The organism is Methanocorpusculum vombati (assembly GCF_026891935.1).
In the GTDB taxonomy this organism is placed as follows: domain Archaea; phylum Halobacteriota; class Methanomicrobia; order Methanomicrobiales; family Methanocorpusculaceae; genus Methanocorpusculum; species Methanocorpusculum vombati.
Genome location: NZ_JAPTGC010000011.1, coordinates 45,398 through 59,020 on the forward strand (window position 1 = coordinate 45,398; position 13,623 = coordinate 59,020).

A 13,623-nucleotide genomic window follows, 5' to 3' on the forward strand; every position below is an offset into this window, starting at 1 on the left:
AAATGTCAGCAAAAGGCGATATGTTCTATGCATGGGCTAACCAGTCCGCATGCCCGGTGAAGGGTGAGTGCGGCGGTGCGGTTACGGCAATTCTCTCGTATATGCTTGACAACAAAGTTGTTGATGCAGTGCTGACGGTTACCAAAGGCCGTGACCTGTATGAGGCAGTCCCGGTTCTGGTTCACACGTCCGAGGAGCTGAAACAGACTGCCGGGTCTCTGCACTGCGGTACGGTTCTTCTGCCGAAGCTGATTAAGAAGTATCTTGATGGTGCCCGCGAGATGAAGATCGCAGTTACCTGCAAGGGCTGTGATGCAAAGGCAATGTACGAGCTTGCAAAGCGGAATCAGATCAACATGGACAATATCTTCATGATTGGTCTGAACTGCGGCGGTTCGGTGTCGCCGGTTACGGCACGCACGATGATTGCCCAGAAGTACGGTCTGAACCCTGATGATATCGTGAAAGAGGAGATCGATAAGGGTCAGTTCATTGTGATCACGAAGGACGGTGAGCACAAAGGCATCTCGATTGAGGAGCTGGAGGAGCAGGGTCTTGGCCGCAGAACGAACTGTCACCGCTGTGAGACGAAGATTCCGCGCCAGGCGGATCTTGCCTGCGGTAACTGGGGTGTCATCGGCGAGAAGGCCGGCAAAGCAACGTTTGTTGAGGTCTGTTCGGAGAAAGGTGCGGCAATTTTTGATGCAGCGGCAAAGGCCGGTGTCATTGAGACGTCTGCACCCGAGGCAAAGGGTCTTGAGATTCGCGGTAAGATCGAGAACGTGATGATCAAGATGGGGAAGAAAAACCAGGAGAAGCAGTTTGCAGCTCTTGGTACCGGAACCGAGCGTCTGAACTATATCATGGCAGAGTCGAGCCGTTGCATTAAGTGTTACGGCTGTATTGAGAACTGCCCGATCTGCTACTGTGTGGAGTGTTCGACGAAGAAGCCGCATCTGGTGCGGCCCGGACGGATTCCGCCGGACTTTATGTTCCAGATGATCCGCTTTGCCCATATTGCGGATTCCTGTATCAACTGCGGTCAGTGCGAGGAGCTGTGTCCGATGAACATTCCGAACTCGCTCTTTATGCATGCACAGCAGGTTGAGCTGGAGAAGATGTTCGGTCACAAACCGGGTTACGATATGACGATGCCGGTTCTCTCCTATGCTGAGGAGACGGAGGAGCGTGCACGTCTGAATGCGACCGGGTCTGATATGATCTTTGACAATGTGTTTAAGGAATAATTTTTCCGAAAACAGCTGCAGGATAAACCTCGCGGGGGCGTTCGGATCGTCCCCCGAACTTTTTTTTGAAAAAACGGAGATGAGTACCTATGATTGATAGTTTTATTGAAGGCAACAGGATTTTCCTCGAGAAGGATTTCGAGCGGAAAAAGGATCGGTATATGACTCTGGTCGAGTCCCAGCACCCGACGGTTCTGTGGATCGGCTGTTCCGATTCGCGTGTCAATGCGGAGCGGATTACCCACTGCCGTGCGGGAGAGTTGTTTACCCACCGAAACATCGGCAACATTGTTCCCACGCATGACTGGAACTTTGCAACGGTTCTTGAGTATGCCGTGCGTCATCTTAAAGTCAAGGATATTGTGATCTGCGGTCACTCCGACTGCGGTGCACTCAAGGCACTTGATGCAGATATGACGGGCGATGCCTATATTCCGATGTGGATCAACAATGCCCGTGAAGCCCAGGTCCGGGTTGATGCACGGCTCGGTAAGCCCGCATCAACTCCTGAAGAGAAGGCAGCACGCAAAAAAGAGATTGAGATCGAAAATATCCGTCTCCAGATCGAGCATCTCAGATCCTATCCGCTGGTCGCCGACGCAGAAAAGCGCGGTGCTCTGGAGGTGCACGGATTATACTATGATCTGAATACCGGCGTTCTTTCCAGAATTGCCTGAATATTTTTGATCACATTCTTTTTTTCGAATATCTCTTCCGATTTTCGTAGGCATGCAGTAATTCTGCCGGAGATGTACTTTCACTTCATCTCCTGTTTCAGATCCGTTTCTGGGTGTCCGTGTTATTGTCTGATGAGAGGGTTAGTGCGCAGTGCTCAGTGCGCAGGGGGATGCTGCGCGAAGGAGGAGAGGGGGAACATCTCCCTCATTTCCTCTGCAGTTTACGTGTTTTTCCTAATGATCACTAACAAGCATCTGTGAATATATTTATACAATTAATTACAAATATGTTACACGAGAGTATTCCACGGAGCACAAACATCAGGAATAAAATAGAGTATGCGGGATTTTTCAGCACGGTGTCTGTTGGTACAGTGGCCTGCGCACTGAGCACTGAGCACTGAAAAATACATCATTTGGGATTCAAGAAATGTTGTGGCATGTTTCTCCAGAAATTCCTCCAAACAGGTCAGTCCCCCTACTTTTTTGGAAATTTTTCCGGTAATCCCCGGAATTATGGAGCAGCAGCAACGGCATAGATTGTGTAATGCCGCAACGTGATTGCGTCAGGATTTCCGGAAGCTGCGGATCCAAAGTATTGTTTATCGTTTTCCTGCGCACGGCGGACGGCCTGCATACAGCGGCAGGTTCTTTCCAAGCAGTCTGACCGCCTCCTCCGGAGTATCTACGCCGAAGATCCGGTCATCAGGGATCTCCGGACACCGGTTTTTATCATCAAGCTTTTTGTCGGCAACAACCGCGCTCCAGTCCGCAAACGTGTCGGGTGTCCCTGCCGGATGCGGCACGCGGTAGGCGAGGATAAGCCTGCGCATAATCCATGCATACGAAAGTTCCGACAGCGTTCCCGACCCGCCGCCGACGGCAATCACCGCGTCACTGTTGGCAACAATGAAGTTGCGTGCATGATCCAGTCCGGTTGCAATCGGGATGTCGATGAACTCGTTCGCCGCGTCCGGGGTGCAGCCCGGCAGAACCCCGATAACATCCCCGTCACGGTAACGGGGTGACCGGTGTGCCCCGCGGGCGGCAGCTTCCATCACCCCGCCGAGTCCTCCGCAGATTATCCGGTAGCCTGCGGTGATGAGTGCTTCTCCCAGACACTCGGCAAACCGTTCCTTCTCCGACTGCGGCGGAAGCGCACCGTCACCGATTACCGCAACGATCGGCCTTCTGTTCATAGGTGTTGATTGGACGGCGGTAAAGATGAAGTATCGCATCCCGGAAAGAAAGAGGCAGCATCCGCCGGTATCTGATTCCGGGGAACTCCGGAATCCCGGGCGGACGGTTCAGGTTCTGCGTCCGGAAGAGGGGGACGTGAGAAAAAAAGAGGAACGTTCCGGGGGATATCCCCGGGTGCGGGCGGCATACTCCCGGTCTATTCTTTGAATACATTCTCAAAGATCATGTCCGATCCGGTTGCATTCAGCCGGGCACGTTCCTCCGCCTCCTCGGCATAGGAGAGGACCGGCATCGTCATGTCGTAACCCGGTTTGTGGCCGAACATTTTCTCCAGCTCAACCTGCTGTGCATGCATAAACAGTGCATTGGGAATGTCCATCGGACACAGTTCCTGACACTGTCCGCAGTTGATACAGGAGTCTGCGATATGGGCGAACCGGATTAAATGGAACATAAAGTCCGGCGGAATCTGTCCGGGACGTACCAGATGCGGTTTGGCGGTTGAACATTCCACACAGTAGCAGATCGGACAGTTTTCAATACAGGCACGGCAGGCGATACAGCGGGAGGACAGTTTCATAATCTTCTCCAGCCGCTCACGTCCGCTGCCGAGTTCCGCAAACTGGCGGGCACGGTTCTTGTCGCCCAGTTTCAGCATTGCATTTTCCACCTTCCCGCGGATCTCAAGGCCTTTTGGTTCGGGCGCACAGGTTGCAACCGCTCCGGCGCTGACCGCCGCATCAAGAAGTGCGGCACCTTTTTCGGAGCAGACCTCCACAAAGGTTGCTTTTCCGGCCTTCTCACCGATAACACCCCAGTTCCCGCAGGCAAGATCCGCCTGGCGCGGTACCTTGCATTTACAGCGCTGGCAGTTCTGCCGCCGGCCGTATCCCTCGGGTTCTTCCTCAAGTTTCTCAATCGAGATGCCTTTGTGCTGGTGCGCACCGTTCTCATCGGTGTACTCAATGATGAACTGACCCTTGTCGATCTCTTCTTTCAGGACCGCATCCGGGTTTACCTCATATTTGTCTGCAATCATGTCGCGGGCGACCATGGGGGAAACCGTTCCTCCGCAGTTCAGGCCGATTAAGATCACATTGTCCAGATTGATCTGCTGACGCTTTGCCAGTTCATAGAATGCCATGGCATCACAGCCTTTCACCGGAACGGCGATCTTCATGTCGCGGGCGCCGCCGAGGTACTTTTTCACCATCTTTGCGGACAGCAGTGTTCCGCAGTGCAGGGAACCTGCTGCTTTCGGCATCTGTGCCGGGTCCGTGATCAGGGTAAGTTTTGCGTCATACAGATCCGCTCCGCGGCAGACCGCAAGAACCGCGTCAACCATACCGCTTGCAAGTGCATGCTGCAGAAGGGCGGTAACTGCTCCTCCGCACTCTCCGTGAATGTCACAGGATGTTGTCCATGCATACACCATATCGCCTTTTGCTGTCATGTTCAGGCCTCCCTGAGGAATACGCCTTCGGGCTTTTCTATCTCTTCATAGACAATTCCTGCATATGCCGGAACTGCTGCGGCAAGATCTGCGAAGACTGCTGCTTTGTCTTCCCATGCGTACTTCCCGCCGGAAAGCAGGCTGATGATCTCACACGGGCATTTGGCTTCTTCCGGTGCTGCGGCGGCGGCACGTACTTTCTGGACGCGGCCTTCCCAGCTGGTGACCGTTCCCGGGTATTCGTTTACGGCTGCGGCGGGGAGGACAACCGTTGCGGCATCGGAAAGATATGTTGCGTTGCTGCCGACTGCCACAATCATTTCAAGCTTCTCCAGATTCGGCATGAGGTCTGCATAAATATCCTCTTCGCGTTCCGGCGTTTCGGTGATGATGAGCAGAGCCTTCGTCTTTTCTCCAAGAGCGAACCGGTCAAGACCAAGTGCCGCTGCACCGCGGCCGTTGTTTGTTTCGTAGAGAACTGCGGTTTTTGCCGGAAGGGCGGCGGTGATTGCGGCGGCGGCGGTATCACCTGCAAGATACATCACAACCGGATTTGCGGCGGCGGCAAGTTCCCTGGAGAACTCATCCGGTATTTTGGTGTACTCGTCTGTAATGACCGCTGTGTCGGCCTGTACCGCAGTGTAGGATTCCGGGCCGAGGTAGAGCAGTCTTCCGCCGTTTGCCTGTACACGATAGAGTTTGTTGCCCGTTACCGGCAGACGCTTCATCACGTCGCCGATCATCAGAATGGTGTCTGCTTTTGCAAGATCAGTGATCGTTGTTGTGGACGCGCCGCATCCGCCGCCGACAACACCGATGTTTGCAGCGCCCAGCACCTCGCGGGCGTAGCATGCTGCAAGGAACATTGCTTCATTTGTCAGGCGCGAGGAGATCGCAACGGCAATCTCGTCACCGGAGTAGGCGGTAAGTTTCTTTGCCTCGGCAACTGCTTCGTCCCAGGTGACCGGTTCACCTTTGACGGCCGGTTTTTCTATCCGCCATTCGGAAAGTGCTTTTGCTGCATGCAGTCCGCGGGTACAGAGTTTGCCGGAACCAACGGGCGAGCGGTGATACGGGGCCACACCCACAGCCTTTCCGTCCGACACAATGAGGTTGAGTCCGCATCCTGTTCCGCAGTAGGGGCAGGTGGTTGTTACATATTCCATTTCCATGATTGTTCATACAAAGGTCGATGACCGCCGCATATAATCCTAAAGTTAACTTAACCGTGTTTTTTCCGTATTTTGATGATTATCAGTGGTTTTGTCAATGTTGTAAGGTTTACTCGTATTGTCTGTCTGGTGGATGTTGTTTACTGCGCGCGGGGGAGGAGCAATACATTGCTATTTAACTATGCAAAACCAATGTCACAATGCAGTTTCGTCTGCATGAGTTATCTACGCAGAATCCCGGGAGTCCCCGGGGTTCCTGTGTGCAGACTCATGGGCGCGGCAGTCATGCCCGCTCATGGAGTTAAAAAAATGGAAAGAAGAAATTCCTACGGCGGATCCCGCCAATACAACGACGCGCCCCGCGAAATGACCAAAGCAATCTGTTCAGACTGCGGTAAAGAGTGCGAAGTTCCGTTTAAACCAACCGAGGGCAGACCAGTTTATTGCCGTGACTGCCTCCCCAAGCACAGAGCACCGCGTTCGCCCCGGTACTAAAGAAATATCGAAAGCGGGGGTTTTCTTCCCGCTTTGATTCAGATTTTTTTTGTTTTATTTCGTGATGGTTACAGCCCGAGGATTTTTCCGATGAGGGAAAAGATTCCGAGCATATCCAGGGCGATGACAATCATCAGCAGTACGAACAGTTTTCGGAGTATCTTATCCGGGAACCGGTTTGCATACTTTACTCCGATCAGCGCCGTCGGTACTGCTGTTACCGCAAGAATCGTCCATTCCACCAGGTCCACGTAGCCGATCAGATAAAATCCGTAGGAGGACAGATTCACTCCGGCCGCTATGCCGTTTGTCAGATATGAAACGATGCCGCCAAGCGTGATGAATACAATCGCTGCGGCGGATGTTGCTACTGCATACCGCATCTGATATTTTCCGAAAATCGTCAGCATCGGGACTACAATTGTTCCGCCGCCCACGCCCAGAAGACCGGAGAAGAATCCTGTCATTCCTCCGATTCCTATGCCGGCGGGTGTGGGGAGTGATTGTGCCGCGCCGGACGGCAGGGCGGTTACCATTCGTACCGCGCCGATTACGAGCATTACGCCGAACAAAAATGTCAGCACGGCAACAGGCAGATATGTTGCAACCGTCCCGCCGATGTATCCGGTGATAATCCCCGCAATCCCGATTACCGCTGCATCACGCCAGATCACATTCCCTTTTCTGCTATGGCCGAGCGCACTTGTCAGTACTGTCGGCAGTGCAACCGCCAGGCTCGTTCCGAATGCCACCAAAATTGCTGTCTCAGGGGCAACACCCGACATCTTCAGTACAAAATACATCACGGGTGCGAAAATAAATCCTCCTCCCACCCCGAGGAGTCCTGACATGCATCCGGCGAATAAGCCGGTTGCAATCAGCAGACAAAATAAAACCGGCTCCATTTCATCTCACCTCACGGGATAATTTCACAGCCGTTGTAGCGCGTATGCGCAAATGCTGTCTGTGACAGGCGGTCTTCGGCAATCATACGTTTGAGGCGCGGCAGTTCTGCTGCGAGGGCGTCGTGCAGTGCGCGTACCGTGTCGCAGACAAGTGTGTAATGTTCCCGCCAGGGCCGCACAATGTTTGAGTACAGACATCTTCCGCCGCAGAATCCGTAGATGTCACAGGAGGGACACGGTTCTCCGATCGGAATCTCCGGCAGGTGCAGCGGGTCGGCGTCCCGGATGTGGCCTGCATAGTAGTCTGCCATTCCCACCATGATCGGGCATGGTGCGATCCAGCCGTTTGTCATAATACTGTAGTTTGTGTATCCTGATCCGCACCGCAGTCTGCTCGCTGTTCCCGATAAGAGGTCCTCGGTCGTTGACAGGAAGGGATACCACTTCGGTACAATACCTGTTGTTTCAATCCGGTTTACCCACTCTGCTGCAAGCTGGCGGATTCCGTTGTTGTAGGAGTCTTTCCATTCCGCGAACCGGCGGTGTGAGTAGTCGCCTGTAAAGTCCGCGTCCATCTGCCAGTGAATCGAGGTGAAATGCTCGGCGAGATGTGTTACTGCTGCGTAAATGTCGGTGTCTTCGGCAACGGTCATGCGGGCGATAAGCTCGCCCGCATATCCGCGTTCCCGGATCAGTGCAGAGGTTTTTTGTACTGTGTCATAGATGCCGTTTCCGCGGTGACCGTCGGTGAGTGTCCGGCATCCGTCAATGGAGATCAGGATCGTCTCAAACCGGTTCACGTAGGCGGCCGGGAGGTCGCCGAGCCGTGTGCCGTTCGTCTGGAGCATAAACCGCCGGACCGGTGCGTGATCCATGATCTCCTTTACGAGGTCGGCGCGCATCAGTGGTTCTCCTCCGATGAACGTCAGTACGCAGTCCGGGTCTTTTGCAAGAAACCGGTACAGTTCTTCAAGCGGATACTGAATCGTCTCTGCGATCGTTTCATCGATCGTTCCGGGTGTTCCGCCTGCCGGATCCTCTTCTTCAAACATTTTTGCCCGGCAGTAGGAACAGCAGAGGTTGCAGTCGTCGGTTACGATCAGATGAAAGAACATTATGCAACCCGGAGACCGTTGTCTTCGGCGATGCCAAGGTAGGTGTCGGCGACGTACTCGGCCTGTTTTCTTGTCATGCCGTAGGTGTTGAACTTCCAGACCTTTGTTGCGCCCGGAATGATGCCGGTGATGCCTTTTTTGCCAAGCGCGCTGGATAGGAAGAATCCGCGTTTTTTGTGGGTCTGTGCAACGATGTCAAAGGATCCTGTGGTGTCCACGCGGGTCAGGGTGTGCTTTCTTGGGTATTCGGACAGAATTTTTGTTCCTTCAATCGATTTCAGCGCATCTACGATGATTTTGCTGTTTGCCATTTCCTCGTCGAAGTGTTCAACCCGCGCTTTCACCTTCGGGAATGATGCAAGCATGCCGACGATGGGTGCGCCCATCAGGGAACAGCCGATGATGCCGACTTCTTTGATACCGAAGGTTCTGCCGGTCAGGTCGCCGGTCATCTTTGTTGTGCGGAACACTTCTTCGGCACGTTCTTCGGTTGCTGCCAGGACTCCCGAGGGCGCGGGTGCGGCCATACTTTTGTGGCCGGAGCCTACGACAAAGTCAACGCCGAGTTTTTTTCCGTTTACCGGCATTACGCCGACTGTGTAGACGCCGTTGTAGAGTATGGGGACATCGTACTGGTGTGCGACTTTTGCGATGCCTGCGACATCGTGCATGTTGCCGAACTGGTAGTCCACGTGATCGATGTAGAGCAGTTTCGGCGCTTTGCCGAACTCGCGGATGACATCTTCGATGCGGTCTGCTGCGGCATCTGCGGTGATGTGGTTGTCGGCGGTTTTGGGAATTTCACGGACAATTCCCTGCACAATCTCCACGGAGAGGTAGGAGGTGTAGTGTGCAAGCGCGCCTATCAGTACCGGGTCGCCTTTTTCCACATAGGTTCCTGCAATCTGCTGGAATGCACGGCGTGCGCCCGGTACGGTACGTGCCTGATCCATTCCCAGCCATTCGGCAAGTTCCACGTGGAAGTCTTTTAAGGGCGGGTTCTGGATGTAGTCCAGCCGGAACGGTTTTCTGCAGTTGTCACAGACGGAGTAGCCGTCTCCCCAGGCGATCATGGCTTTCATTGCTTCGGGTGTCAGTCGTCCGGCGACCTGAATCGGGTCGAGGTTGATGGCGGTTTCTTCAACCATGCGTGCGTCGATGTTTGCCGCGCACTTCATAACAGCTCCTCCTCAAGAATGGCAATCTGTTTTTTGACGGATGCAAGGGACTTTGCTGCGGCTGCTTTCTGGGATTCATCGAATTCATGGGACGGCGCGGTCTCGCGGAGGAGTGCGCGGACGTCCGTTAACGAAAACAGGGCGGTAAAAAGAGCATCTGCGGCTCGCTGTGACATGATGCATAAAACATCTACGCCTGCATAAAATAACGTATCGATTCTCTGAAAAATAGGCGGGGTATTTTTCCGGAATTTTATTCCATTTCCGAAAAGACGAGTTCGTACACCCAGTCCTCAAGCATTTTACAGTGCTCGATGTCGCACTCTTCATCGCAGGCAACGCAGGGTACGATAGTCTCGCCAGCCATCAGAAGCATCGGGTTGATGGTTTTCTCTGTTTTTACTATCCGTACGAGATACGTACGGGTTCCGTCCTTTTTGCATTCTTCACGCTCAATGTATCCGCCGTCCTCAAGTTTCTTGAGAATGCGCGAACAGGTCCTGCTGTCCACACCCAGGTCTTTCCAGAGTTCACTCTGGTATGTACCGTCGGGTTTTGCCCGGATGTGTGCAAGGACGGTCGTCTCCGTTTCACTTAGTTGGAGGGCAGTCATGGGAATTAGTTGATGGGAGAGATGCTCAGGATGTTGTTTCCACGGATGACTACGGTGCCGAGGTTCCGGCGGGTGGAATCGCTTACTTCAATTGCTTCTTCGAGATGGAGGTTGAGGTACTCATCGACTGCAACAAGGCGTCCCTCGAATTTGCGTCCCTCATCTTTGATCTCGACGGAGATCTTGGAGTCTACGAGGGAGTTGACCTTTTTTATGGGAAGGACAATACTGGATACCATATCGTTATTGTTCGTCACCCAGACTAATTAAGGTGATTGTTTCAGAGGATGATGGATTCGACGGCAGGCAGGGCGCGCAGTTCTTCGATTGCGGTTGCGGGAATTATGCCGTCGATGATGATGACCAGGCGCGGGGATTCGACGATGTAGGGGTCGGTTACGAAGATCTGGCGGAGCGGCAGGTCATGCGCGGCAAGGACGGCGACGGCGGAGGCTACGATGTTTTTGTCTCCGGCGTTTTTCGGAAGGATGGTTATTACGGATAAGCCGAGATTTTTGGCAACATTGGTGAGGTCGGGTGTTACCCGCAGGTGTGCAAAGGTCCGTCTGATTTCTTCCATTCCCAGGATGCGCTTGACGGTTGTGTCTACGACGCGCCGGTCAACGCCGACTACGCGGGCGATGGCGGTTGCCGATACTTCGATGCCGTTTACCACGACGCGGCCTGCGTCGCTGATGCCGAATCCGTTTTCAAGAAGGAATCTGACAACCCGCTGCTGAGACGGGGAGTCGGAAAATGGTTCAAGAATGCTGCGCCACATGTACAAAAATGTGTATCGACGAATGTATTTATACTGTCTCTTGTGTGCCTGAATCCGGGGATTCTTTCGCATCAGTAGGTTTATTAATCAGCGTGACCCACATGTATAGGTCGCACTGACAATCCGGAACGGGTTTTCAGACCGTATGCGAGGGTAGCCAAGCCAGGTCAACGGCGCTAGCTTGAGGGGCTAGTCTAGTAGTAGTTCTTGGGTTCGAATCCCATCCCTCGCACTGTTTTTTCCGACGGGTTCTGATTTTGATCGATATTTATAAATATCGTAAGGGAAGAGTATCAGGTATTATGTTCCAAAAGTACGAGGCTAGTCCGTCCGGATTGATCTTTGGGGGTGCTTTTGCGTTAATCCTCTCAATTTTCGGATTACGGACGTTTAATCACTATCTCTTCACGGCATCCGAGATCGTTGCAAATGAGTTTGCGGTCGTGGTCATCGGGGATATCATCGGTGTCCTTGTTGGTGTGGTGGGACTTGTCATGCTTGGTTTTGGTATCCACTATACGCTCCGGGCACGGAGAGAGAATAATCCGCGGACCTGATTGAAAAAATATTTATTTTTCATGCGTTGCGGGGCAAATGCCTGATTTATGCGGGTTGTCCGTCAAATAGATACGCCAGAACTTATTTTTCTGTGTTTCGTCAGATGAGGGGGTCGGGGATGCTGCCCATGTCGCTGACCGGGAGGCGTGTATTTTTTACGAGGAGTGGCTGGTCGGTTTCTATCAGCCGTTCCATGATGAGCATTTTTCCTGCTTTTGATGTGGCGAAGACCGGTACGCCGACTCCGCCCTGTACCAGTGCGGTGGATGCGGCTGCTTCGCGCACGTGTTTTGACGCGCAGGAGAAGATCAGATCCGATGCTTTTGCCAGCCGCAGGGCATCTTCGCGTGATGCCACGGAGGAGGTGTGCACTGCAATGATCAGGGCGTCCGGATATTTTTTCCGGATTTCTTCGGCGAGTTCGTGCTGGAATCCGGCAATTGTTACGGCTACTTTTGTCCATCCCTTTTCTTTTGCTGTGGCGAGACCTGCAAGTGCGTCCATTGTTCCTGTGTCGGGGTTGATCACTATGCCGCCCCCGGCTTCGATGCGTGCGATGACTTCGGGATAGGGTGTGGTGGAGATGAGGCCGGACATTCTGCCGCCGATGCCCTGTACCATTTCGGGTGAGCGGACGATGACTGTTCCTGCTCCGTCGCAGGCGATGATCGCTGCGTCCAGGGTTCCTGTGCGCAGGCCGGTGTTCATGAGTTCGGATGCGCCGAAGAGGACAAAGGTTTCTTTGTCAAGGACTCCGCGTTCGCGGGTGCACATGCCGAACCGCTGGATCCGTGCGGTGATGTTTGCGGCAACGGCTTTGCTGGTGATCGGGTCAACCGGGTTGGCAAAGCGTTTTGCCAGCGGGCAGGTTCGTATTTTTGGTTCGCCGGTTTCGACGACGATGCCATCACGAATGACTACGCGGGTCATTCCAACTGCTTCAATGATGTGTTCGTCAGCCATAGGAATCACGTAACTGATAGATAGATATGGTTCTGTAAAAAACATAAGGTAGTTACACTATGGGACGGTACTGGGAGCTGGATGCGGGCCGCGGCGTGGCAATTCTTCTGATGATTGGGTATCATGTACTGTTTCAGCTGAGTTTTTTTGCGCCGGGTCTTGTTCCCTGGTTTAATCCGTATGTTCTGACGGGTGCTCCGATTGCGTTTTTGTTTGTGGTGATTGCGGGTGTTTCTCTGGTTCTTTTTGCGGCGCGGGAGGGTAGTCTGCCGGGGCTTGTGCGGAAGATGTTTGTCCGCGGTGTCTATATTCTGTGTTTTGCGGCGGTGATTACGGTGGGTTCCTGGCTGATTTTTCCGTCCGAGGTGGTGGTGTTTGGTATTCTGCATCTGATCGGTTGTGCAACGATTCTTGCGATACCGTTTGTTGTGCTGAGGGTCAGGGGGTGGATCACGTTTGGTTTTGGTATTATCATTGTTGTTATTTCCCCGCTGCTTGCGTATGTCCGGGGTCCTGCGTTTCTGATTCCGTTCGGGATTACTCCGGTAGGGTTTGCTACGCTGGATTATGAGCCGCTGATTCCCTGGTTTGGTGTGCTGCTTATTGGTGTTGCCCTTGGGTCTGTTCTTTATGCGGGGGGTGTCCGCTGCCGGGTGCTGGAGCGGTTTGGTGAGATGCCGCGGGCGGCGGCGCCGGTTGTGTTTCTCGGCCGCCATTCGCTGTTTATCTATCTGATCCACAATCCGATTATTTTCGGGATTCTTTTTGCTGCGGGTTTTGTTTCGCTGTAGTGCCGGGGGTGGTGCCGGATCTGTTTGGAGTTTGCTCCAAAATTCAGATATTTTGGAGTGCCGGGGTGTTTTTCTGAAGTAAGTCGGGGTGACGGGATAGTACTGTTGGTCTGATGCATGAATCATGCAGGATTTTGCAGATGCACCGTTCGGTGTATCTGCGATATTCTGCGTTGTTTTAACTATTCCATTCACTTTTTACCGGGTAGGAGTCTCCAGAGAACTATCTCCCAATTCATTTCGTGGTATGAATAGTTTTGACAGGTTTTCCGTTCTGCGGAGAGGTGAGCGGGGGAAATGAGTTTAACCCGCCAACCGTGATAATGGGTGAAAGTGATTGGTGCGGTCGTTAGCGGGTACCGGGTAACCGGTTTCGGCGGACACGTGTTCTCTGGCTGTATGTGGTGGTGGAATGCTGCGATGCTGCCGCAGGCCGGGCGGGTGCACGGTCCCCACCATGAGAAAACAAAAAACA

At 53.3% G+C, this 13,623-nt stretch carries 16 protein-coding genes and 1 tRNA gene; 6 read left to right on the forward strand and 11 right to left on the reverse strand.

Annotated features, from left to right (window positions below):
- Positions 1 to 2: 2 nt before the first annotated feature.
- Positions 3 to 1,247, forward strand: coding sequence for a Coenzyme F420 hydrogenase/dehydrogenase, beta subunit C-terminal domain (locus O0S09_RS08175; RefSeq protein WP_268923478.1), 1,245 nt, complete (start codon positions 3 to 5; stop codon positions 1,245 to 1,247).
- 89 nt (positions 1,248 to 1,336) lie between these two features.
- Positions 1,337 to 1,924 (forward strand): carbonic anhydrase, encoded by a 588-nt coding sequence (locus tag O0S09_RS08180; protein ID WP_268923479.1) that lies wholly within the window; start codon positions 1,337 to 1,339, stop codon positions 1,922 to 1,924.
- Positions 1,925 to 2,526: 602 nt separating this feature from the next.
- On the opposite strand, the gene O0S09_RS08185 is transcribed toward O0S09_RS08180, so the two are convergent.
- The 3 genes from O0S09_RS08185 to O0S09_RS08195 all read right to left on the reverse strand — a co-directional run bounded on the left by O0S09_RS08185 (position 2,527) and on the right by O0S09_RS08195 (position 5,743).
- Positions 2,527 to 3,123 carry an SLOG cluster 4 domain-containing protein gene (locus tag O0S09_RS08185; protein WP_268923480.1) on the reverse strand — a complete coding sequence of 199 codons (597 nt, stop codon included), beginning with the start codon at positions 3,121 to 3,123 and terminating at the stop codon, positions 2,527 to 2,529.
- A gap of 197 nt (positions 3,124 to 3,320) precedes the next feature.
- Positions 3,321 to 4,577: a Coenzyme F420 hydrogenase/dehydrogenase, beta subunit C-terminal domain gene (locus tag O0S09_RS08190; protein ID WP_268923481.1), complete on the reverse strand. Its 1,257-nt coding sequence runs from the start codon at positions 4,575 to 4,577 to the stop codon at positions 3,321 to 3,323.
- Positions 4,578 to 4,579: 2 nt separating this feature from the next.
- Complete coding sequence (locus O0S09_RS08195) at positions 4,580 to 5,743, reverse strand: molybdopterin oxidoreductase family protein (protein ID WP_268923482.1); 1,164 nt, start codon at positions 5,741 to 5,743, stop codon at positions 4,580 to 4,582.
- Positions 5,744 to 6,058: 315 nt separating this feature from the next.
- On the opposite strand from O0S09_RS08195, the gene O0S09_RS08200 reads away from it, so the two are divergent.
- Entirely contained in the window at positions 6,059 to 6,244 is a 186-nt protein-coding gene (locus tag O0S09_RS08200) for a CxxC-x17-CxxC domain-containing protein (RefSeq protein WP_268923483.1), read from the forward strand.
- A gap of 68 nt (positions 6,245 to 6,312) precedes the next feature.
- Here O0S09_RS08200 and O0S09_RS08205 read toward each other — a convergent pair whose 3' ends face one another.
- The 7 genes from O0S09_RS08205 to trpY all read right to left on the reverse strand — a co-directional run bounded on the left by O0S09_RS08205 (position 6,313) and on the right by trpY (position 10,836).
- Positions 6,313 to 7,149 carry a sulfite exporter TauE/SafE family protein gene (locus O0S09_RS08205; RefSeq protein ID WP_268923484.1) on the reverse strand — a complete coding sequence of 279 codons (837 nt, stop codon included), beginning with the start codon at positions 7,147 to 7,149 and terminating at the stop codon, positions 6,313 to 6,315.
- A gap of 11 nt (positions 7,150 to 7,160) precedes the next feature.
- Complete coding sequence (locus tag O0S09_RS08210) at positions 7,161 to 8,264, reverse strand: TIGR04084 family radical SAM/SPASM domain-containing protein (protein ID WP_268923485.1); 1,104 nt, start codon at positions 8,262 to 8,264, stop codon at positions 7,161 to 7,163.
- Complete coding sequence (gene pscS / locus O0S09_RS08215; RefSeq protein WP_268923486.1) at positions 8,264 to 9,442, reverse strand: O-phospho-L-seryl-tRNA:Cys-tRNA synthase; 1,179 nt, start codon at positions 9,440 to 9,442, stop codon at positions 8,264 to 8,266. Before pscS ends, O0S09_RS08210 begins: the two co-directional genes overlap by 1 nt.
- Positions 9,439 to 9,618 (reverse strand): hypothetical protein, encoded by a 180-nt coding sequence (locus tag O0S09_RS08220; RefSeq protein WP_268923487.1) that lies wholly within the window; start codon positions 9,616 to 9,618, stop codon positions 9,439 to 9,441. The genes pscS and O0S09_RS08220 overlap by 4 nt, the downstream gene beginning before the upstream one ends.
- A 77-nt stretch (positions 9,619 to 9,695) precedes the next feature.
- Entirely contained in the window at positions 9,696 to 10,055 is a 360-nt protein-coding gene (locus O0S09_RS08225) for a helix-turn-helix transcriptional regulator (RefSeq protein ID WP_268923488.1), read from the reverse strand.
- Between the two features lie 5 nt (positions 10,056 to 10,060).
- Positions 10,061 to 10,294 carry an LSM domain-containing protein gene (locus tag O0S09_RS08230; RefSeq protein ID WP_268923489.1) on the reverse strand — a complete coding sequence of 78 codons (234 nt, stop codon included), beginning with the start codon at positions 10,292 to 10,294 and terminating at the stop codon, positions 10,061 to 10,063.
- Between the two features lie 41 nt (positions 10,295 to 10,335).
- A complete protein-coding gene (gene trpY, locus O0S09_RS08235) occupies positions 10,336 to 10,836 on the reverse strand; it encodes a TrpY family transcription regulator (RefSeq protein WP_268923490.1) in 501 nt (166 codons plus the stop codon).
- A 147-nt stretch (positions 10,837 to 10,983) separates the two neighbouring features.
- On the opposite strand from trpY, the gene O0S09_RS08240 reads away from it, so the two are divergent.
- Positions 10,984 to 11,068 (forward strand) — tRNA-Leu (locus O0S09_RS08240).
- A gap of 70 nt (positions 11,069 to 11,138) precedes the next feature.
- Positions 11,139 to 11,393: a hypothetical protein gene (locus tag O0S09_RS08245; protein ID WP_268923491.1), complete on the forward strand. Its 255-nt coding sequence runs from the start codon at positions 11,139 to 11,141 to the stop codon at positions 11,391 to 11,393.
- Positions 11,394 to 11,493: 100 nt separating this feature from the next.
- On the opposite strand, the gene O0S09_RS08250 is transcribed toward O0S09_RS08245, so the two are convergent.
- The gene (locus O0S09_RS08250; RefSeq protein WP_268923492.1) at positions 11,494 to 12,357 is read right to left on the reverse strand and encodes a methanogenesis marker 8 protein; all 864 of its coding nucleotides are present in this window, start codon (positions 12,355 to 12,357) and stop codon (positions 11,494 to 11,496) included.
- 59 nt (positions 12,358 to 12,416) lie between these two features.
- Here O0S09_RS08250 and O0S09_RS08255 point away from each other — a divergent pair, with 59 nt between their 5' ends.
- Entirely contained in the window at positions 12,417 to 13,148 is a 732-nt protein-coding gene (locus tag O0S09_RS08255) for an acetyltransferase domain-containing protein (RefSeq protein ID WP_268923493.1), read from the forward strand.
- Positions 13,149 to 13,623 lie beyond the last annotated feature (475 nt).

Coding starts and splice junctions, on each gene's coding strand:
- O0S09_RS08220 (WP_268923487.1), bottom strand. CDS start 9,618: ATGTCACAGCGAGCCGCAGATGCTCTTTTTACCGCCCTGTTTTCGTTA.
- O0S09_RS08185 (WP_268923480.1), bottom strand. CDS start 3,123: ATGAACAGAAGGCCGATCGTTGCGGTAATCGGTGACGGTGCGCTTCCG.
- O0S09_RS08255 (WP_268923493.1), top strand. CDS start 12,417: ATGGGACGGTACTGGGAGCTGGATGCGGGCCGCGGCGTGGCAATTCTT.
- O0S09_RS08175 (WP_268923478.1), top strand. CDS start 3: ATGTCAGCAAAAGGCGATATGTTCTATGCATGGGCTAACCAGTCCGCA.
- O0S09_RS08210 (WP_268923485.1), bottom strand. CDS start 8,264: ATGTTCTTTCATCTGATCGTAACCGACGACTGCAACCTCTGCTGTTCC.
- O0S09_RS08230 (WP_268923489.1), bottom strand. CDS start 10,294: ATGGTATCCAGTATTGTCCTTCCCATAAAAAAGGTCAACTCCCTCGTA.
- O0S09_RS08245 (WP_268923491.1), top strand. CDS start 11,139: ATGTTCCAAAAGTACGAGGCTAGTCCGTCCGGATTGATCTTTGGGGGT.
- O0S09_RS08200 (WP_268923483.1), top strand. CDS start 6,059: ATGGAAAGAAGAAATTCCTACGGCGGATCCCGCCAATACAACGACGCG.
- O0S09_RS08225 (WP_268923488.1), bottom strand. CDS start 10,055: ATGACTGCCCTCCAACTAAGTGAAACGGAGACGACCGTCCTTGCACAC.
- O0S09_RS08195 (WP_268923482.1), bottom strand. CDS start 5,743: ATGGAATATGTAACAACCACCTGCCCCTACTGCGGAACAGGATGCGGA.
- pscS (WP_268923486.1), bottom strand. CDS start 9,442: ATGAAGTGCGCGGCAAACATCGACGCACGCATGGTTGAAGAAACCGCC.
- trpY (WP_268923490.1), bottom strand. CDS start 10,836: ATGTGGCGCAGCATTCTTGAACCATTTTCCGACTCCCCGTCTCAGCAG.
- O0S09_RS08250 (WP_268923492.1), bottom strand. CDS start 12,357: ATGGCTGACGAACACATCATTGAAGCAGTTGGAATGACCCGCGTAGTC.
- O0S09_RS08205 (WP_268923484.1), bottom strand. CDS start 7,149: ATGGAGCCGGTTTTATTTTGTCTGCTGATTGCAACCGGCTTATTCGCC.
- O0S09_RS08180 (WP_268923479.1), top strand. CDS start 1,337: ATGATTGATAGTTTTATTGAAGGCAACAGGATTTTCCTCGAGAAGGAT.
- O0S09_RS08190 (WP_268923481.1), bottom strand. CDS start 4,577: ATGACAGCAAAAGGCGATATGGTGTATGCATGGACAACATCCTGTGAC.